General features: G+C 67.7%; 10 protein-coding genes. 9 read left to right on the plus strand and 1 reads right to left on the minus strand.

The features are described from left to right. Nucleotides 1-3 precede the first annotated feature (3 nt). Nucleotides 4-2,319 (plus strand): FG-GAP-like repeat-containing protein, encoded by a 2,316-nt coding sequence (locus E8M83_RS26060; protein ID WP_206077450.1) that lies wholly within the window; start codon nt 4-6, stop codon nt 2,317-2,319. A 43-nt stretch (nt 2,320-2,362) separates the two neighbouring features. Here E8M83_RS26060 and E8M83_RS12875 read toward each other — a convergent pair whose 3' ends face one another. Continuing rightward, the gene (locus tag E8M83_RS12875) at nt 2,363-3,490 is read right to left on the minus strand and encodes a metallophosphoesterase (RefSeq protein WP_137173751.1); all 1,128 of its coding nucleotides are present in this window, start codon (nt 3,488-3,490) and stop codon (nt 2,363-2,365) included. A gap of 360 nt (nt 3,491-3,850) precedes the next feature. On the opposite strand from E8M83_RS12875, the gene E8M83_RS12880 reads away from it, so the two are divergent. From E8M83_RS12880 to E8M83_RS12915, 8 genes are all read left to right on the plus strand, one after another. Next, nucleotides 3,851-7,024, plus strand: a complete 3,174-nt coding sequence (locus tag E8M83_RS12880) for a TonB-dependent receptor (RefSeq protein ID WP_229491510.1) — start codon at nt 3,851-3,853, stop codon at nt 7,022-7,024. A 99-nt stretch (nt 7,025-7,123) separates the two neighbouring features. Next, complete coding sequence (locus E8M83_RS12885; RefSeq protein ID WP_137173752.1) at nt 7,124-8,659, plus strand: tryptophan halogenase family protein; 1,536 nt, start codon at nt 7,124-7,126, stop codon at nt 8,657-8,659. Further along, the gene (locus E8M83_RS12890) at nt 8,656-11,334 is read left to right on the plus strand and encodes a glycoside hydrolase family 2 protein (RefSeq protein ID WP_206077451.1); all 2,679 of its coding nucleotides are present in this window, start codon (nt 8,656-8,658) and stop codon (nt 11,332-11,334) included. The genes E8M83_RS12885 and E8M83_RS12890 overlap by 4 nt, the downstream gene beginning before the upstream one ends. Beyond that, nucleotides 11,331-14,801 carry a GH92 family glycosyl hydrolase gene (locus E8M83_RS12895; RefSeq protein ID WP_137173753.1) on the plus strand — a complete coding sequence of 1,157 codons (3,471 nt, stop codon included), beginning with the start codon at nt 11,331-11,333 and terminating at the stop codon, nt 14,799-14,801. The genes E8M83_RS12890 and E8M83_RS12895 overlap by 4 nt, the downstream gene beginning before the upstream one ends. Before the next feature lie 285 nt (nt 14,802-15,086). Then, complete coding sequence (locus tag E8M83_RS12900; RefSeq protein ID WP_137173754.1) at nt 15,087-16,073, plus strand: LacI family DNA-binding transcriptional regulator; 987 nt, start codon at nt 15,087-15,089, stop codon at nt 16,071-16,073. Nucleotides 16,074-16,095: 22 nt separating this feature from the next. Further along, on the plus strand, nt 16,096-17,313 hold the full coding sequence (locus E8M83_RS12905; protein WP_137173755.1) for an AGE family epimerase/isomerase: 1,218 nt from the start codon (nt 16,096-16,098) through the stop codon (nt 17,311-17,313). 10 nt (nt 17,314-17,323) lie between these two features. Beyond that, complete coding sequence (locus tag E8M83_RS12910) at nt 17,324-18,229, plus strand: carbohydrate kinase (RefSeq protein WP_137173819.1); 906 nt, start codon at nt 17,324-17,326, stop codon at nt 18,227-18,229. Then, nucleotides 18,226-20,700: a GH92 family glycosyl hydrolase gene (locus E8M83_RS12915; RefSeq protein ID WP_229491511.1), complete on the plus strand. Its 2,475-nt coding sequence runs from the start codon at nt 18,226-18,228 to the stop codon at nt 20,698-20,700. The genes E8M83_RS12910 and E8M83_RS12915 overlap by 4 nt, the downstream gene beginning before the upstream one ends. Nucleotides 20,701-20,891: the final 191 nt, after the last annotated feature.

Consider the following 20,891-nt stretch of genomic DNA (forward strand, 5'->3'; position numbering starts at 1 on the left):
TCGATGACGATAGCCCCTTGCGCCAAGCCGCGCAACACCCGCTGGATCTGGCGCGCCGCCGCCATCGCCCTGGCCACCGCGACGCTGGCCGGCGCCAGCGCCCACGCACAAGCGCCCCTGCCACATGAGACGACGGCGCTGCAATGGCGCCAGCAGGACGCCGCATCGCGGCCCACCGCGCGCCACGAGAACGGCTTCGTTGCCGTCGGCGGACGCCTGGTCCTGGTGGGCGGGCGCGGTGACCGGCCGCTCGACATCTACGACCCAAGGACAGGACGCTGGACCCGGGGCGAGCAGCCGCCGTTCGAGATCCACCACCTGCAGGGCGTCGAATTCGGCGGCAAGCTGTACGTACTCGGCGCATTGACCGGCAAGTTCCCCGAAGAGGCGCCGGTGCCCGACATATTGATCTACGATCCCGCCGCCGACCTTTGGCACAAGGGCCCCGAGATCCCGCCGCATCGCCGGCGCGGCGCGAGCGGGGTGGCGGTGCATGAGGGCTTGATCTACTTGGTTGGCGGCAACCGCCGCGGCCACATGAGCGGCTACGTCGCGTGGCTGGACGCCTTCGATCCGGCCACCGGACGCTGGACCGAGTTGCCGGACGCGCCGCATGCGCGCGACCACTTCCACGCCGCTGTCATCGACGGCAAGCTGTACGCAGCCGGCGGGCGCCGCTCCGCCCACGACCTGGGCAATGCCCTGGCCCAGACCGTGGGCGAAGTCGACGTCTACGACATCGCAGCGAAGCGCTGGAACACGCTCCCGGCCCCGCTGCCCACGCAACGCGCCGGCACGGCCAGCGCAGTCATCGACGGCAAGCTGGTGGTCATGGGCGGCGAGAGCCTGAAGCAGGAACCGGCCCATCGCGAAGTCGAAGCCTGGGATCCGAAGACGGCCCGCTGGCAGACGCTGCCCGCCTTGCCGGTCGGCCGCCACGGCACCCAGGCCGCCCACCTCGATGGCAAGCTGTATATCGCGGCCGGCAGCGGCAATCGCGGCGGTGGACCCGAGCTCGACGACCTGTGGCGCATCCAGTCCGCCCGGCAGCCCGGCCAGCAGGCCGGGCGCGATCCCGCCTACGATGCCTTCGCCCTGATTCCCGAGGCGCCAGGCTCGGGCTGGATCGATGCCACCCTGCCGAATGTGCCGGTGGCCCCGGCCCTGCACGCGACCGACTCGGTATTCATCGACGTCGACCACGACGGCGACCTGGATGTGGTGGTCTCGGTCGAGCATGGCGTCAACCGCCTGTACCGCAACGACGGCGGCGGCAAGCTGACCTATGTGCCGGACGCCTTCGGCACCCGCATGCACGACAGCGAACACGTGCGCGCCGCCGATTTCGACGGCGACGGCAATATGGACGTGGTGTTCGTGGCCGAGGCGGATGAATACCACCAGCTCTACATGGGCAACGGCAAGGGCGGCTTCGTTGACGCCAGCGCGCGCCTGCCGGCCCACAGCCAGGGCAATGGGCTGGCGGTCGGCGACGTCAATGGCGACGGCCTGCCCGACATCTTCATCGGCAGCACCGGCGAAGCGGGCGGCGGCAAGGAGGTGCCGGCCAGGAACCTGCTGTTCCTGGGCGACCCCAGGCGGCCCGGTCATTTCATCAATGCCTCTGCCACCCATCTGCCGCAGGCCAACGACCAGACCGAGGGCGCGGTCATGGCCGACATGAATGGCGACGGCCACCTCGACCTGGTGCTGGCCAGCCCCAGCCAGCCGAACCGGCTCCTGGTCAACGACGGCAGCGGACGCTTCAGGGACGAGTCGCACCGGCTCGAGCTGAAAGTGCCGATGGAGACGCGCGAAGTCCACGTGCTTGACGCGAATGGGGACGGCCTGCCCGACATCGTCTTCTTCAACATCACCAGCAATAACGCCGGCTGGGAGAAGGATCCGCAAACCCGGCTGCTCATCAACGACGGCAAGGGTCGTTACCGGGACGAGACCGCGGCCCGCTTGCCGCAGCATACCTTCTCGAGCTGGGCCGGGACGGTGGTCGACTTCAACGGCGACGGCGCGCCCGACCTGCTGGTCGGTGCGATCCAGGTGCCGGGCTTCGTCCCATTACAGCCGCGCGCGTGGCAGAACGACGGCAAGGGCAACTTCAGGGACGTGACCCTGTCGGTGCTGCCCGGCGTGACCGTCGGCCGCAGCTGGAGCATGGGCAGGGGAGACCTCGACGGCGACGGCAAGGACGACGTCTTCATCGGCGGCTGGGGTACCCAGGCGCGCTTGCTGCAGAGCGATATCAAGAAGCACCGGGCGTCGTTGCCGCCGGTGCCGAAGCTCGAGAAAAAACCGCGTTGAGGCCTGTCGGACGCGTGGACGGCCGAGCCGTCCACGCGTTCAACTAAGGTGCGCGCCTGAACACGAATTCCGTGATCTCGGCCGGCACGCCCAGCCGGATCGGGAACCCGTTCCACAAGCCGGTGCCATTGCTGACGTACTGCTGCATGCCGCCGATGCGATAGGCGCCCGACACATACCCGCCATTGGCGCGCTTGACCACCTGGTCCACGCCCCGGATCATGCCGCCATGGGTATGGCCCGACAGCTGGAGGTCGATCCCCATTTCGGCATTGGCGGCGACGCCGATCGGCTGGTGGCTGAGCAGGACGACCGGCGCGCCAGCCGGTGCATCGAGGAGCGCGCGGCGCGTGTCCGGCCCTTCCATATCGAAGCGCGGCGCGACCCGGTCGGTAACGCCGGCCACCGTCAGCCTGGCCCCTTCGTGCTCGACCACGGCGTGGCGGTTTGCCAGCACCCGCATCCCCAGTCCCTCGAAGACGCCCGTCCAGCGCTCGGCGCCGAAATAATATTCGTGGTTGCCCAGGCTGGCGATGACGCCGTGGCGCGCCGCCAGATCGGCCAGCGGCCGCACGTCGCGTGCCCGCGCCTGCGGCGAACCGTCGATCAGGTCGCCGGTGATCACGACCAGGTCGGGCCGCAGGGCATTGCTGCGCTCGACCACCGCGCGCACCCAGTCCTCGTGCATCAGGCGGCTGATGTGCAGGTCGGTCAGTTGCACCATCCTGAATCCCTCCAGGCTGGCAGGCAGGTTGCGGACCGCCAGCTCGACCCGGCGCACCTCGGGCACCACGATGGCCTGGCTGACACCCACCGCCGACAGCAGCGCGCCGCAGGCCACGACCGCATGGCGCAGGCGCAAGGCCAGGCGCCCGTCGATCGCGCGTCCGCGGCGCAGCGCCCAGGCGGCCAGCAGCGCCAGGTCGGCGAGCAGCTGCAGCAATAGCACCAGCAGGAAGCTGCAGTACAGCCAGCCGAGAGCAATGATGAAGACGCGCGGGATCTCGGGCGAGAACATCGTGCCGAACACCCAGCGCTGGATCATGTGGTGCTGGCAGACCAGCAGCAGGGCGAGGCCCAGGCCGATGCGGGTGAAACGGTGCAAGGGGAGGGGAACGATCAGGCGCAGTACCAGGTAGATGTAGGCGATGTAGACGTAAGGGAAAAACACAGCGGCAGCACTCTTGTCTTTGGTTAAGTTGCCGCGATGATAAAGCAATCGTCATTGGCGTGACGCAACGCTAAGCATCACGTGAGTTTAGTAAACGACGCTAAACTTCACCGGTTTTACGCGTGACTGTTGAGTGCTAGTTGTTTCCTTTGTATAAATTCGCTTTGTAGGAAAGCGATGTCCTCCGTCATGCAAGCAGCATCAGGTCGTTTAGTAAATTCCTGTGAACGCTATCATTTGCCGGACTTCGCATGCGCTTCAAAGGTGGATCGCCGTAACCGGTCGACGCATCGGGCGGTACGGCATCCAGGCCACTTCGCCATAAAAGAAAGCCCGCTACAGGGCACGATCAGGAGACAGATGATGACTTCAAGAACCCAAGCCGCTTCCACCCAGCTGCGCTGCCGCGTCACGCCGATCGCCATGGCGGTCGGCGCCGCACTGCTGTCGATTTCCAGCGCCCACGCCCAGACCGCCACGACCCCCGTGCCAGCACCGGCCGAGCCGGTGGTCCAGCAAGCCGAGGCCGCGCAGCCGGCCGCGCCGGCGGCCGGCGCCGGCCCCGTGACGGTCCACGTGACCGGCTACCGTTACGCGATCGAGAAAAGCCTCGACCAGAAACGCGAAGCCAACTCGATCGTCGAGGTGGTCACCGCCGAAGACGTCGGCAAGTTCCCCGACAAGAACGTGGCCGACGCGCTGCAGCGCGTGCCGGGCGTGATCATCACGCGCAGCGGCGGCGAGGGCAAGAACGTCTCGGTGCGGGGCCTGTCGTCGGAACTGACGCTGACCCAGCTGAACGGCAACTACGTCGCCACCGCCGAATCGAACGGCGATCCGTCGCGTTCGTTCAACTACACGCTGATGCCGTCGAATATGCTGGCCAGCGCCGAACTGTACAAGACCTCGGAAGCGCGCTTCGATGAAGGCGGCATCGGCGGCACCGTGATCCTGCGCACCCGCCGTCCGCTGGACGTGGAATCGGGCTCCGGCTTCGTCAATGCCGAAGGTACCTGGTCCGACACGACCAAGAAGACCGATCCGCAGATCTCGGGCCAGTACGCCTGGCACGACGAAAGCAAGCGCATCGGCGTCCTGATCGGCTATACCCAGCAGAAGCGCACCATCCGCACCATGGGCGGCAGCACCTCCAACTGGCAGTGGTACAGCGACAGCCGCGCCACCAATCCGTCGGTCGACGTCAACGGCCAGCCGAACGGCCTGAACTCGTACTGGTGGGGCGAATCGGGCTTCTACAACCAGGATGGCGACTACTACACCAACTTCGCGCTGCCAACCTCGGTCAACCTGGACGTGGTGACCAATGAACGCGAGCGCAAGGGCGGCCAGCTGACCTTGCAGTTCAAGCCCCTGCGCAACCTGAACATGACGGCCAACTACTTCCGCTTCGACTTGAAGCAGAATACGCAGACCAACTCGCTGAAGATCCCGGAATGGAGCATCGCGCGCTTCAATGGCGACGGCAACTATCCGGGCGGCCGCATGCTCGACGGGCTGACCTTCGACCCGAGCGGCACCATCGTCACCGGCGCCCAGTACAGCGCGCGTCCGGGCAAGAACTATTACTGCAGCTCGGAGCAGGCTGGCGCCGCTGGGCTGGCCAATACCGGCGGCTTCGGTCCCGACGACTGCACCATTCCGACCCCGCAGATCGCCGGTAACCTGAACCGCGAAAAAGCCTTGTCGCAGACCGCCGACTTCGAACTGAACTGGAAGGGCGAGTCGCTCGACGCCGACATCAAGCTCGGCCGCACCTGGGCCGAGGGCGGTCCGGAAATGTCCCTCGGCATGCCGATCAAGCCGCGCCGCCAGAATGCCGACGGCAGCTGGAGCCTGGGCAACCACTACTCGGCGTGGGACCTGAGCGGCACCCCGACCATGAACTTCTCGCCCGAGCTGATGGCCAATCTGCGCAACGGCATCGGCGAGATCGACCTCGGTTCGACCAGCTCGTCCTGGACCCGCAACAAGACCGACCAGAACTACGCCCAGGCCGACCTGACCTGGCACGTCGACAACAGCAGCTGGCTCGATTCGGTCCAGTTCGGCGCCAAGTACCGCGACGGCGGCACCAACCGCCGCACCGGCAATAACTACTGGGTGTGCCAGGGCGCCGACCCGGGCGACTACGACAAGCGCTTCCAGAACGGTTGCGACATCAATGCCAACAAGTTCCGTCCGGACTTCTTGTACAGCGAAGAACTGGGTAACCTGACCAACGGCCTCAAGGCCAGCGCCTTCCCGGCGATTAACTACCCGGCCTATATCGCGCACCTGAACGACACCTACGGCCCGATGCAGACCCGTAACGAGGACAACTTCGTCTACAACGTCGACGAGAAGATCACCTCGATGTACCTGCAGGCCAATATCAAGACCGACCGCCTGCGCGGCAACCTGGGCATGCGCGTGGTGCGCACCCGCCAGCACGCCGATTCGACCGACCAGGTCGATTACTACAACGATTACTTCTTCGACGGCCCGGACGGTTCTCCGGCGCCCTGCCTGCCGGGCGGCGCACCTGCTGCCGGCGCACCGGCCGGTTCGGGCTGCACCAGCGGCTTCACCGTGCTGCCGGACAGCCAGACCAATCCGGCCAGCGGCCACATCTCGACCTTCGTGGTGAGCGCGCTCGACCGCACCTACACCGACTACCTGCCAAGCCTGAACCTGGCCTTCGACCTGACCGACACCCTGCTGCTGCGCGGCGCGGCGTCGAAGGTGGTGGCGCGGCCGAGCTACAACGCGATCGCCGCCCCCGGCAGCCTGCGCAACTTCAGCCAGGAATACGTCGATGACCGCCGCCTGATCGGCGGCGGCGACCAGGTCGGCTGGTTCGGTTCGGGCAGCAACAAGGAACTGGATGCCTACAAGGCTACCCAATATGACCTGGGCCTCGAATGGTACTTCACGCGCGGCTCGGTGCTGGGCGCGGCCGTGTTCCGCAAGAACGTGAGCAATTTCGCGGTGCCGGTGGTGCGTGACGTGACCCTGGACATCGGCGGCCAGGCGGTGGCGGTGCAGAACTACAGCACCAGCGCCGGCGGCCGCGACGCGGTGTCCAAGGGCATCGAAGTGTATGCCCAGCACACTTTCAGCTCGGGTATCGGCTTCCAGGCCAACTACACCTACAACAAGACCAACCAGGCCGCGATCACCCTGTCCAACGGCCAGCAGATCGGCACCTCGCCGCTGGTGGGCAGCGCCAAGAACCAGGCCAACCTGACCGTGTTCTACTCGGACGACAGGATGATGCTGCGCGCCTCGTACAACCGCCGTGGCGAAGTGGTCAACGGCCTGGTCAATGGCCTGAACGTGTATGACGAGCCGTACAGCCAGGTCGACCTGAACGCCGCCTACAACTTCACCAAGGAGCTCAGCCTGACCGCGTCGGTGCTGAACCTGACCGAGGAAGAGTCGCGTTCCCGCCTGGGCAACGACACCAAGGCGCGTTACTACTCGAGTGGCTATAGCGGTCGCGTGGCCTACGTGGGCCTGAACTACAAGTTCTAAGGCCTCGCTCCTCCCGGCGCCTCGACCATGAGGCGCCGGGAGGCGTCTCCATGGCCTTGTCCGCGCGCCGGACAAGGTCTTCGCTCCATGGATGTGACTATGAATGCACACGACGGCGCCGACCCCGAGCGGGTCGGCAGGATCACGATCGTCGGTGGCGGCAGCGCGGGCTGGATGGCCGCGGCGGCCCTCGCCACCTATGTCGGCGCGGGCACGACGATCCGCCTGGTCGAGTCCGAGGCCATCGGCATCGTCGGCGTGGGGGAAGCCAGCGTGCCCCACCTGCGGCAGTTCAACGGCCAGTGGCTCGGCATCGACGAGGCCGATTTCGTGCGGCGCACCCAGGCCACCGCCAAGCTCGGCATCCAGTTCAGGGACTGGGGCCGGATCGGCGACAGCTATATCCACGGCTTCGGCGCCCCCGGCCGCTCGCTCGGCCCGCTGCCCTTCCACCAGCTCTGGCTCAAGGAGCGCCTGGCCGGCAAGGCCGGACCGATCGGCAATTATTCGGCACAGGGCGTGATGGCGCCATCGGGCAAGTTCGCCCCCGGCGCGCGCAACGCGCCCGCCGATTCGCCGCTGGCCGACATCGCCTATGCCTATCACTTCGACGCCACCCTGTATGCGCGCTTCCTGCGCGAACTGGCGGAAAGCCGCGGCGTGCAGCGCATCGAAGGCAAGATCACCCAGGTCAGGCAACGCGCCGGCGACGGCTTCGTCGAGTCGGTCACGCTCGATAACGGGCAGGTCGTCGACGGCGACCTGTTCATCGACTGTTCCGGTTTTCGCGGCTTGCTGATCGAGGAAACCCTGGACACCGGCTATGTCGACTGGTCGCACTGGCTGCCGTGCGACCGCGCCATGGCCGTGCCGAGCGAGCGGGTCGAGCCGCTGACGCCCTATACCCGCGCCACGGCGCGGGCCGCCGGCTGGCAGTGGCGCATCCCGCTGCAGCACCGCACCGGCAACGGCTATGTCTATTCCAGCCGCCACCTCAGCGACGATGCAGCGGCCGCCACCTTGCTGGCCAATCTCGACGGCAGAGCCCTGGCCGAACCGCGCCGGCTGGCCTTCACCGCCGGCATGCGCAAGAAATTCTGGAACCGCAACGTGGTGGCGCTGGGCCTGGCCAGCGGTTTCCTCGAGCCGCTCGAATCGACCAGCATCTACCTGGTCCAGTCGGGCGTCACGCGCCTGCTGGGCCTGTTCCCGCGGCGTGACTTCAATCCGTTGCTGGCCGAGCGCTACAACCGCGACACCGCCGCCGAATACGAACGCATCCGCGATTTCCTGATCCTGCACTACCACGCCACCACGCGCGACGACACCCCGTTCTGGAACGCCTGCCGCACGATGGCGATCCCCGACAGCCTGCATGAGGCGATCGAACTGTTCCGCGCCGATGGGCGCTACCTGCGCCATGGCGAGGACTTTTTCGCGCTGCCGAACTGGGTGCAGGTGATGCTGGGGCAGGGAATCGTGCCGCGGTCGTACCACCCGATGGTCGACCAGATGCCCGGGGAGCGCGTGGCGGAGCACGTCGACGGCGTGCGCGCCATGCTGGCGCAAGCCGTCCCCACCATGCCGACCCACAGCGAGTGGATCGAGCGCTACTGGAAGGCTCCCGTCCCATGATGGCCTCTACCCGCCTGCTGCTCGGCCTCTTCATGGCGCTGTTCTCTGGCGTCGCCCTGGCCGACGCCCCGCTGCAGCTCACCATCGACCAGGGCTGGACCTTCCGCCTTGTGCCGGGCCACGCCCAGGCCAGCGCCCATCCCGAGGCGGCGCCGTCGCGCGCGGCCACGGTGCCGGGCACGGTGCATACCGACCTCCTGGCGCACAAGCTGATTCCGGATCCCTATGTCGGCGCACCCGAGGCCGACCTGCAATGGATAGGCCTGGCGGACTGGGAATACCGCGTGGTGTTCGACGCCCCGCGCGCGGCCCTGCACAATGCGCGCAGCGACCTGGTGTTCGACGGCCTCGACACCTTCGCCGAAGTCTGGCTCAACGGCCACAAGGTGCTCGACGCCGACAATGCCCACCGCAGCTGGCGGGTACCGGTCGAGGGCCGGCTGCGCGCGAGCGGCAACATCCTGCGCATCGTGCTGCGTTCGCCGATCGCGCGGATGCTGCCGCAGGTCGCGGCGATGCCGCACAAAATCGCCGGCAACTATCCTTCTCCCTACGGCGACGAGCCGAAGGACGCCATGACCGGCAACTTCGTGCGCAAACCCGGCTATCACTACGGCTGGGACTGGGGGCCGCGCTACGTCGGCGCCGGCATCACCAGGCAGGTAGCACTGCAAAGCTGGGATGCGGTGCGCATCGACGACCTGCAACTGCGCCAGGACCGGGTCGACGCCACGCGCGCCGAACTGACCGCGATCGCCTCGCTCGACGCGGTGCGCGCCGCTGCGGTCGAGCTGCGCCTGTGGCAGACCGCGCCCGATGGCGCCCGCACGCTGGCCGCCCGCCAGCGCGCCGGGTTGACGGCCGGCGCCAATCGCATCGCGCTGCCGGTGGCAATCGACCAGCCGCAGCGCTGGTTCCCGAACGGCTACGGCAGGCAGCCGCTGTACCGCTACGAGCTGGAGATCTCCGATGGCGAGACCCGGCTGGCGAGCGTCTCCGCCCGCACGGGACTGCGCAGCGTCGAACTGCGCCGCGACCGCGACCCGCGCGGCAACGCCTTCTATTTCGTCGTCAACGGCATCCCGGTGTTCGCCAAGGGCGCCAACACGATCCCGTTCGACATGTTCCAGCCGCGCGTCACGAAGGCGCAACTGCGCCGCGCGCTGCAACTGGCGCAGGGCGCCAATATGAATATGCTGCGCAGCTGGGGTGGCGGCTACTACGAGGGGCGCGACTTCTATGAGTTGGCCGACGAGCTGGGCCTGTTGGTCTGGCAGGACTTCATGTTCGGCGGCGGCATGCAGCCGGCCTACGACCCGGCCTTCCGCGCCAACGTCGTGCACGAGGCGCGCGACCAGGTGCGGCGCCTGCGCAACCATCCAAGCGTGGTGCTCTGGTGTGGCAATAACGAGCAAGAGATCGCCTGGAAATACTGGGGGCACGGCAAGACGCTGAAGGCGGCCGACCCGGCCTTCGCCGACCAGGTGTGGAAGGGCTATGTGCAGCTGTTCGGCGTCGACCTGCGCCGGGTGGTGCAAGAGGAGGGCGGCGGCATCGGCTACTGGTCCAGCTCACCGGGCGAAGACTTGCAGGAAGTCGCCAATACCCAAGCCAGCGGCGACATGCATTACTGGGAGGTGTGGGGCAATCCGGCCCATCCGGTCACCAAATACCTGGAGATCACGCCGCGCTTCATGTCCGAATACGGCCTGCAGGCGTGGCCGGTGCAGCGCACTATCGATGCGTTCGCGCCGCGCGACCAGCAGCAGCTTGGCGCGCCCGTGATCGACGCCCACCAGAAATTCATGGCCGGCAAGGGCAACGAACGCCTGCTGAAGTACATCGAGGACGAATTCGGCACGCCACGCGACTTCGCCGGCTTTGTCTACCTGAGCCAGGCGATGCAGGCCGAGGGCATCGAACTGGCGGCGCTGCATCACCGCCGCAGCCGTCCGTATACCATGGGCTCGCTGTACTGGCAGCTCAACGACGTCTGGCCGGGCGCTTCCTGGTCCAGTATCGACTGGTATGGCCGCCCGAAGGCGCTGCACTTTCACGCGCGCCGCTTCTTCGCGCCGGTGACGCTGGCCGCGCTGCGCGACGCCAGGGGCCAGACCGGGATCAGCTTGATGAACGACCGCACCAGCCGGGTGCGCGGCGAGCTGCGCACCCGCGTGATGACGCTGGACGGCAAGCTGCTGCGCGACGAACGCAAGCCGGTAGAGATGGCCCCGCTGTCGGCAACGAAAGTGGCCGGCTACCGCGACGCCGACCTGCTCGGCAGGGCCGATCCAGCCAACACCGTCGCCGTGTTCGAGCTCCTGGCTGAGGGTGAACCGGCCGCGCGCGCCGTGGTGTACTTCGCGCCGGCCAGGAACATCGCCTGGAAGGACGCCGGCCTGCGCGCCGAACTGCACCATGATCCCCACCATGCCGGCGCCTACCTGCTCGAGATCTCCGCCGCCAGCCTTGCGCGCGCGGTCTGGATCGGGTTCGGCGACCTCGATGCCGACCTGTCCGACAACGCCTTGACCCTGCTGCCCGGCGAACGCATCACGCTGAACGTGACGTCCGACGCCAGCGAAGACGCCTTGCGCGCCGCCCTCCAACTTCGCACGCTGGCCGATGCCGTGCCAGCCACCCTTCCACAGACCAGGAGCCCTTCCGCACCATGACGCAGAAAGCAACCGCTCACGATACCCGCAGCGCCGCCTTGCTGTCCGACCAACCACGCCGTCGCGGTGCTGCCCCACGGCGGCGCGCCATCGCCGCCCAGGTCGCCGCCGCCGCGCTGCTGCTCGGCTGCGCCAGCACCACGCCCGATACCCTGGGGACCGCGAAGGACGCGGCCCGGTTCTCGAGTTCGTTCGAGGCCGGCGACCCCATGCCGGCAAACCTGGCCGGCGGCGGCGTGCGCGTCGAACCCGGCGCGGGCCCGGAGCGCCCGTATACCGCCAAGCCGAAGGCCGGCTATACGGGCCTGCGCGCGCTGCGCTACCAGGCCGACGGCAGCGGCGGCCGCATGCAGCTGTTCCCGGTCGACATCGCCATCGATGCGGACACCACGCTGTCGTGGAAAGTGCTGCCCGAGATCGTCGGCGACGACACGGTGGCCTCGACCGGCGTCTCGCTCGACCTGGTGCTGGACGACGGCAGCCGCCTGTCGGGGCTGGGCATGCTCGATCACCACGGTGTACGCGTCGGCGCCGTTGCCCAGGCCGAATCGAAGACCCTGTACCCGCAGCAGTGGGCGAACAAAGCGGTGCGCCTGGGCCAACTGAAAGGCCGCCGCATCAAGTCGATCGAGCTCGAGGTGCAGCCTGCCGGCGGCAAGGCGGGCAAGGCCATCGGCTGGCTGGACGACATCGTGATCGCCGACCAGGCCCCGCTGGCGGTCACCCGCGTGTCGGACTACGTGCTGGCCACGCGCGGCACCCAGGCCAACGGCACTTTCTCGCGCGGTAACAACATCCCGGCGACGGCGATGCCGCATGGTTTCAACTTCTGGACCCCGGTCACCGACGCCGGCACGCTCAGCTTCATGTACAGCTGGAACGAGAAGAACGGTGACGACAACCGGCCGCGCCTGCAAGCGCTGTCGCTCAGCCACCAGCCGAGCCCATGGATGGCCGACCGCCAGACCTTCCAGGTGATGCCGTCGGCCGCCAGCGGCCAGCCCGACCCCGACCGCCAGCGCCGCTCGCTGTCGTTCTCGCACGAGCAGGAAGAAGCGCGCGCGCATGGCTACCGCGTCGACTTCGACAACGGCATCCGGGCCGAGATCGCGCCGACCGAGCGCGCCGCCGTGTTCCGCTTCCGTTTCCCTGCCGATGGCGAGGCCAACCTCCTGTTCGACAACGTCGACGCGCGCGGGGCCCTGACGCTGGACGCGGCGACCCAGACCCTGCGCGGCTATACCGACACCCGCAGCGGCCTGTCGAACGGCGCCTCGCGCATGTTCGTGTTCGCACGCTTCGACCAGCCATGGACCGCCAGCGGCGCGCTCGAGACCGGACGCCCGACCGGCTACGTCAAGTTCAAGCCCGATGCCAACGGCGAGGTGCGCATGCGCATCGCCACCTCGCTGATCTCGCTCGAACAGGCGCGCCGCAACCTGGACATGGAAGTCGGCGACACCGGCTTCGAGGCCGTGCGCGAGCGCGCCCAGGCGGCCTGGGACGCGGAACTGGGCCGGGTGAACGTGCAGGGCGCCAGCCAGGACCAGCTGGTGACCGTGTACTCGAACCTGTACCGCCTGTTCCTGTATCCGAATATGGCACATGAAAACGTGGGCACGGTCGACAAGCCGGACTGGCGCCATGCCGACCAGAGCGGCTGGTCCAAGGACAATGCCGGCGGCGACGCCGTCAGCACCTCGGCCAGGATCATCCCCGGCAAGAACTATGTCAACAACGGTTTCTGGGACACCTTCCGCACCACCTGGCCGGCCTATGCGCTGTTCACGCCAACCCGTGCCGGCGAACTGGTCGACGGTTTCCTGCAGCAGTACCGCGACGGCGGCTGGATGGCGCGCTGGTCGTCGCCGGGCTACGCCGACCTGATGGTCGGCACCAGCTCCGACGTCGCCTTCGCCGACGCCTGGCTCAAGGGCGTGCGCGGTTTCGACGTGCACCAGGTCTACGAGGCGGGGCTGAAGAACGCGACGGTGGCGCCGCCCGTCTCGAACGTGGGCCGCAAGGGCCTGGCCAAGTCGATGTACCGCGGCTACGCCGATACCACGGTGCACGAGGGCATGTCGTGGACGCTCGAAGGCGCGCTCAACGACTTCGGCCTGGCCCGGATGGGTCAGGCGCTGGCGGTCGAGGAGGCCGGCAAGGGCAATGCCGCGCGCGCGCGCCGCTACCGCGAGGAGAGCGAGTATTTCGCCGCCCGCGCCACCGACTACGTGCACCTGTTCGACCCGGCGACGAACTTCTTCCGCGGCCGTGACGCCAAGGGCCAGTGGCGCCAGCCGGCGGCCAGCTTCGAGCCGCGCCTGTGGGGCGCCGACTACACCGAAGCCAATGCCTGGACCTTCGCGTTCACCACGCCGCACGATGCCGAGGGGCTGGCCAGCCTGATGGGCGGCCGCGACAAGCTGGCGGCGCGCCTCGACCAGTTCTTCGCCACCCCGGAGACGGGCGAGCAGAAGTTCTCTGGCCGCTACAACCGGGTGATCCATGAAATGACCGAGGCGCGTGATGTGCGCATGGGCATGTATGCGCACAGTAACCAGCCCTCGCATCATATTCCGTGGTTGTACGCCTCGGTCGGCCAGCCCTGGAAGACCCAGGCGCTGACCCGCGAAGCGCTGCGCCGCCTGTACCTGGGCAGCGAGATCGGCCAGGGCTATGCCGGCGACGAGGACAATGGCGAGATGTCGGCCTGGTATACCTTCGCGATGATGGGCCTGTATCCGATGCGCATGGGCTCTCCCGAGTACGTGATCGGCTCGCCGGCCTTCGCGCGCACCGACGTGCGGCTGGAGAACGGGCGCATGCTGAGCGTGATCGCCAACAACAACAGCGCGCAGAACGTGTACGTGCAGTCGCTCAAGGTCAACGGCAAGCCGTGGAACCAGGCCTGGATCGGGCACGCCGACATCGCCAATGGCGCCACCCTGGAATTCACGATGGGCAGCACGCCGTCGACCTGGGGCAGCGATGCAGCGACGCTGCCGGCGTCGCTGACCGCGCCCGGCGCAAAGCCGACAGGGCTGGAAGACCGCAGCAGCGGCGCGCGCAGCGTGACCCTGGGGGGCAAGCGCATTGCCGGCGCGCTGGTGGACGACGACGCGGCCACCGCGCTGGCGCTGCCGGCGCGCGCCAGCGTGGCGTTCGCGTTCGCGGCGCCCACCCGGATCAGCCACTACACGATCACCGCGGGCGCCTCGGCGCTGCAAGGCCTGGGCTGGACCCTGGAAGGCCGCAGTGGCAAGGGCGGCTGGACCGCGCTCGACCAGCGCAGCGGCGAGCGCTTCGACTGGGAACGCCAGCTGCGTCCGTTCGGCATCGCCAAGCCGGGCGCCTACCGCGAATACCGCCTGCGCTTCGACAATGGCAGCACGGTGGAACTGGCCGAACTCGAGCTGCTCGAGCCGGGCGTGCGCAAGCCGTCAACCGGTGTCTTGAGCGCCAGGTAAACACGCGGTAAACACGAAGTAAGTACGTTCTGCCGGGGCATGCGATGCGCCGGCAGGGCGTCATGCGAGGTGCCGCAATGGCTGTTTACTAAAAAGCGCTAAAAAGCGCTTGGGTGGCCGCTCTTCGATTGACGCGTCGAAAGTACGACTGTTATAAAACCTGCTGGGTGTACGCGAATTCCATAGGCAGGTAAGAAGCGGTAAAACACGGCGCCCAGCGTTTAATAAAACAGTTTTGAATAATAAGTTACGGAGACACAGCATGTCGTCGATTTTGGTGCTGCCATGAGCCAGGTGACCCTGCGCGACATCGCGGGCGAGACCGGGCTGTCGATCGGCACCGTCTCGCGCGCGCTCAAGAACCAGGGCGGCATGACCGAGGCGACCCGCAGCGTGGTGCGCGAGGCGGCGATCCGCCTGGGCTACGATTTCTCTCTGCTCAAGAAGGGCCGCATCCGCCGCATCGCCTTCTTGCTGCACAGCCAGCACAACACGCTCACTTCCAGCCCCTTCTTCACGCCGGTGCTGCATGGCGCCGAGGAAGCCTGCCGGCGCGAGGGCATCGCGCTGTCGCTGATCGTGGTGGGCCCGGCCGAGCCGGTGCTGGAACAGATCCGCCTGCACCAGCCCGACGCGATCCTGTGCGCCGGCTTCTTCGAGCCCGAGGTCTTGAGCGCGCTGCAGCAGACCGGCAAGCCGATGGTGCTGGTGGACATGCACCGGCGCGGCTTTACGTCGATCAACCCGGACAATATGGGCGGCGGCTACCTGGCCACGCAACACCTGCTGCGCTGCGGCCGCAAGCGCATCGCCATGCTGTCCGGCTCCCTGGCCCACTACAGCATCCAGCAGCGCAACCGGGGCTTTCGCCAGGCGCTGTTCGACGCCAGGATGCACGCCGACCCGAGCTTCGAAGTCATCGTGCCCACCATGGGCGAGGGCGAGGAGGGCGTGGTCGAGGCCATGCGCAGCCTGCTGGCCCTGCCGAAGCCGCCGGACGCGCTGTTCTGCTACAACGACAGCACCGCCCTGGTGGCCATGAAGTACTGCCTGGCCGAGGGCATGAAGATTCCCTACGACCTCGCCATCGTCGGCTTCGACGATATCGCGGCGTCCGCCGCCGCCATCCCGCCGCTGTCCACCGTCCACGTGGACAAGGAAGCGCTGGGACGGGCCGGGGTCGACTCATTGCTGCACAAGACAGACGAACAACCATCCCAGATAACCCTGCCAGTCGAGATGATCGTACGCGAGAGCAGCTACGACGACTAGCGCACACCCACCCCAAGCCACCATGACCACTTTCCCGAACTTTCGCAGCCCGGACGTGCTGCTCGACCACGCGCGCCACACCATGCGCTTCTACCACCCGCGCGCGATCGATCCCGCCGGCGGCATGTTCCACTATTTCAAGGACGACGGCGCGGTCTACGATCCGCGCCACCGCCACCTGGTCAGCAGTACACGCTTCGTGTTCACCTATGCCATGGCCTGGCGCCAGTTCCAGGACCCGGCCTACCTCGATGGCCTGAAGCACGCCGTGAGGTTCCTGCGCGAGGCGCACCGCGCCCCGGATGGCGACGGCTATGCCTGGATGCTGGACGGCCGCGCGATCGAGGACGGCACCCAGCATGCGTATGGCGAAGCCTTCGTGCTGCTGGCCTATGCCCACGCGACGATGGCCGGCCTGGACGAAGCGCGGGATTGGATCGGCGAGGCCTTCGAGCTGATGGAAAAGCGCTTCTGGAACGCGGCCGACGGCCTGTATGCCGACGAAGCGAGCCAGGACTGGAGCACATTGTCGACCTACCGCGGCCAGAACGCGAACATGCACGCCTGCGAGGCGCTGCTGGCAGCGCACGCCGCCACCGGCGAACGGCGCTACCTGGAGCGCGCCTGGACCGTGGCCTATAACATCACCCAGCGCCAGGCCGCGCGCTGCGGTGGCCTGGTCTGGGAACACTACGACACCGACTGGCAGCCCGACTGGACCTTCAATATCGACGATCCGGAAAACCTGTTCCGTCCCTGGGGCTATCAGCCGGGCCATTTCACCGAGTGGGCCAAGCTGCTGGTGCAGCTGGAGGCGCGCGGCAAGGGCGTGCTGGAGCAGGACCTGGAGTGGCTGCTGCCGACCGCGGAAAAGCTGTTCAAGGTGGCAGTGGAGAAGGGCTGGGACCCGGAGCACGGCGGCCTGTGCTACTCGCTGGCGCCCGACCTGACCGTGTGCGACGCGCACAAGTATTTCTGGGTGCAGGCCGAAAGCGCCGCCGCGGCGGCCATGCTGGCCGCGCGCACCGGCAATGCCGAATACTGGACCTGGTACGAGCGCCTGTGGGAATACAGCTGGTCTCACTTCGTCGACCACCAGCACGGCGCCTGGTACCGCATCCTGGACCGCGAGAACCGCAAGCTTTCCGACGAAAAGAGCCCGGCCGGCAAGGTTGACTACCACACCATGGGCGCGGTCTACGACATCGTGGCGGTGCTCAAGGGGAAAGATCGTGGTTGATGCTCCCCTGATGCTGTGCGCCGGCGAGGCGCTGACCGACATGATCCACCAGGGCGACGAACAGTGGGTGAGCCGCGTGGGCGGTTCTACCTGGAACGTGGCGCGCGCGCTGGCGGCACTGGGCGAGCCGACCGCGTTCGCGGGCGCCATCAGCCTGGACCGCTTCGGCGACGCCCTGTGGACCGCAAGCGAAGCCGTGGGCCTGGACACGCGCCTGCTGCAGCGGGTCGACCGTTCGCCGCTGCTGGCGGTGGTCGAACAGGGCGAGCCGCCGCGCTACTTCTTCATCGGCGACGATTCGGCCGACCTGCACTTCGAGCCGGCGCTGTTCCCGGCCGGCTGGGCCGACCGCCTGCGCTGGGCCCATTTCGGCGGCATCAGCCTGGCGCGCGAGCCGCTTGCGGCGAAGCTGGTCGTGCTGGCGCGCCAGCTCAAGGCGCAGGGCGTCGCGATCAGCTACGACCCTAACTACCGCAACCTGATGGACGAGCGCTATACGCCGACGCTCGAAGCGATGGCCTCGATCGCCGATATCGTGAAAGTGTCGGACGACGACTTGCGCGGCCTGTTCCCCGGCGTCGAGCTGGACGAAGCGCTGGTGCGCCTGCGCGCCTTTAATCCGGCGGCGTACTGCCTGCTGACGCGCGGCGGGCAGGGCGCGAGCCTGTTCCACGGCGCCGAGCGCTGCGATGCGATGGCCCCGAAAGTGACGGTGGTCGACACCGTCGGCGCCGGCGACGCCAGCGCCGCCGGCCTGTTGAGCAGCCTGGCCCATCACCCGCAACGCCGCCTGCAATCGCACCTGCACGCGGCCCTGGCCGCCGGTTCCGCCGCCTGCCTGCAATCCGGCGCCACGCCGCCGCCGCCCGCGGCCATGCAACAACTATTCGAACAACTCGAAGGAGACGCAGCGTGATCAGTCACACACCCACCAACCCCTTCCAACCGATCCTGCGCGGCGTCTGCCTCGCCCTCGCCGCCTGCCTGCTACCGCTGTCCGCGTTTGACGCGACCGCGGCCGGCGCGCCGGCCAAGGCGGCCGTCGCCGTGGGCACGATGCCGGTCAACACCTTCATCGGCACCCAGGACGAAGGCAATACCTTCCCCGGCGCCTCGGCTCCCTTCGGCATGATCCAGGTCAGCCCGATCGCCGACCACTACGCCGGCTACCGCTACACCGACAAGAAGATCCGCGGCTTTGGCCACTCCTTCATCTCCGGCGCCGGTTGCTGGGAGCAGGGCGGGCAGCTGTCGGTGCTGCCGGTGACCGGCACCATCGGCCCGGGCGGCGACTTCGACACGGGCGCGAAAGGCAGTTTCGACCACAAGAAGTACGCCGCCGAGTACACGCATGAGGGCGAAGTCGGCCAGGCCGGCTACTACAAGGTCAAGCTCACCAGCTATGGCGGCATTACCGCCGAAGCCACCGCGCTGACGCGCGCGGCCGCCGAACGCTATACCTATGCGCCGGGAACGAAGACCGGCCACGTGCTGCTCAACCTGGGCCAGGCCAACGAGCGCCATTCCGTCATCGGCAGCGAAGTGAAAGTGGTGGGCGACCGCAGCGTCGAAGGCAGGATCGTCACCAGGAGCTTCTGCGGCGGCGCCAAGTACACGACCTGGTTCCGCATGGAGTTCGACCAGCCCTTCGCCAAGCGCGGCATCTGGGACGACCGCGCCGGTTGGCCTGGCGTGGACGGCCCGAGCCAGCAGGGCGAGGGCAAGCCGCACGGTGTGTGGCTGAGCTTTGACCTCAAGGACGGGCAAGCCGTGACCGCGGTCAGTGCGATCTCGCACGTGGACGCCGAGGGCGCCCGCATCAACCTGAAGGCCGAGGGCATGGAAGGCGGCCGCGCCATGAGCTTCGACGCCATGAAGGCCAAGGCGCAAGCCAACTGGCAGCGCGAGCTGGCCAGCGTGCGCATCGAGGGCGGCAGCAATGACGACCGCACCGTGTTCTATACCGCGCTGTACCACACGCTGCTGCAGCCCTTGACCGGCAACGACGCCGACGGCCGCTACCGCGGCTACGACGACGCCATCCACGTGGCGAAAGACTGGACCTATTACGAGTTCTTCTCGCTGTGGGACACCTACCGGGCGCAAAACCAGATGCTGGCGCTGCTGCGTCCCGAGCGCGCGAGCGATATCGCGACCTCGGTGCTCAAGATCCGCGAGCAGGGCGGCTGGCTGCCGCGCTGGGGCTACGCCAACTTCGAGACCAATATCATGACCGGCGACCCGGTGACGCCATTCCTGGTCGACCTGTGGCGCTTCGGCGCGCTCAAGGGCCGCGAAGCCGAGGCTTATGCCGCACTGCGTGAGAACGCCTTCGGCATTCCGGCCCACGGCATCCGTCCCCAGGGCCGTGCGGGCAACCCGAGCTACCTGAAACAGGGCTTCGTACAGTACGACCGCAGCTTCATCTCGAAGGGCATGGACACCGACCCGCACCACGGCGCCTCGGCGACCCTGGAATACGCGGCCGCCGATGGCGCGCTGGCCGAGATGGCCAAGGCGCTCGGCCACGCCGACGACGCCCGGGTGCTGGCGCAGCGCGCCCTGAACTGGAAGACGATCTGGGACCCGAGCGTGGTGGACGCCGAGACCGGCCAGAAGGGCTTCCCGCGTCCGCGCCTGCTGGACGGCAGCTGGTTCGGCGACGTCGGCAGCGGCTACGATCCGCGCGGCGACCACGGCTTCCACGAGGGCACGGCCTGGCAATACCAGTGGCTGGTGCCGCAGGACGTCCCCGGCCTGGCCGCGGCGATGGGTGGCGCCCCGCAAGCCTTGAAACGCCTGGACCAGTTCTTCGACTACGAGGCGGTGCTGGCCGATCCGAACGCGGTGCGCAAGTCGTGGGTGGTGGGCCCGTACAGCTACTACGCCCAGTTCCGCTACAACCCGAACAACGAGCCCGACCTGCACGCCCCATGGATGTACACCCTGATGGGCCAGCCGTGGAAGACCACCACCGTGGCGCGCGCGGCCGAGACGCTGTTTACCAACGGCCCCGGCGGCGTGACCGGCAACGACGACCTGGGCACCATGTCGTCCTGGTACCTGTTCAGCGCACTCGGCATGTATCCGGACATGCCGGGCAGCGGCCGCTTCCTGCTGCACGCGCCGCGCTTCGCAAAGGCCGAGATCGACCTGCCGCAAGGCCGCGTCCTGCGCATCGAGGCGCCGGGCGCCAAGCCGGGCGAGCGCCGCTTCGTCAAGTCGGTCGACTACAGCGGCAAGGCGGTGCAGCGCGTATGGCTGGACTGGGAGCAGCTGCAGTCGGCCGGCACGCTCAAGTATCAGCTCACCACCAAGCCGGACACCAGGGGCTGGGGCACGCGCGGGCGTGACCTGCCGCGGGCGCCAGCGGGTGTGGCGCACTAAGCGCCTATCCCGGTAGGTCGGAGTCGCTCCTGCCGCGCCTGGCGGGCGTGCGCGGCGTTGCTCGTCGTTGCATGGCTAGCCATGCGACCTCCTCGCGCCTTGCTCACGCCCGCCATGCATCGCCTACCCGCATGTCGCCATGAGCTTTCCCCCACCTACCGGGATAGGCTCCAGGCGCCCATTAAAAGATA

The sequence above is a fragment of the Massilia sp. HP4 genome, assembly GCF_005222695.1.
Classification (GTDB): domain Bacteria; phylum Pseudomonadota; class Gammaproteobacteria; order Burkholderiales; family Burkholderiaceae_D; genus Telluria.

What these genes read in the sequence shown, in the direction of transcription:
- E8M83_RS12890 (WP_206077451.1), top strand. Translation starts at nt 8,656, where the DNA reads ATGATGGCCTCTACCCGCCTGCTGCTCGGCCTCTTCATGGCGCTGTTC.
- E8M83_RS12885 (WP_137173752.1), top strand. Translation starts at nt 7,124, where the DNA reads ATGAATGCACACGACGGCGCCGACCCCGAGCGGGTCGGCAGGATCACG.
- E8M83_RS12905 (WP_137173755.1), top strand. Translation starts at nt 16,096, where the DNA reads ATGACCACTTTCCCGAACTTTCGCAGCCCGGACGTGCTGCTCGACCAC.
- E8M83_RS26060 (WP_206077450.1), top strand. Translation starts at nt 4, where the DNA reads ATGACGATAGCCCCTTGCGCCAAGCCGCGCAACACCCGCTGGATCTGG.
- E8M83_RS12895 (WP_137173753.1), top strand. Translation starts at nt 11,331, where the DNA reads ATGACGCAGAAAGCAACCGCTCACGATACCCGCAGCGCCGCCTTGCTG.
- E8M83_RS12900 (WP_137173754.1), top strand. Translation starts at nt 15,087, where the DNA reads ATGAGCCAGGTGACCCTGCGCGACATCGCGGGCGAGACCGGGCTGTCG.
- E8M83_RS12880 (WP_229491510.1), top strand. Translation starts at nt 3,851, where the DNA reads ATGATGACTTCAAGAACCCAAGCCGCTTCCACCCAGCTGCGCTGCCGC.
- E8M83_RS12910 (WP_137173819.1), top strand. Translation starts at nt 17,324, where the DNA reads ATGCTGTGCGCCGGCGAGGCGCTGACCGACATGATCCACCAGGGCGAC.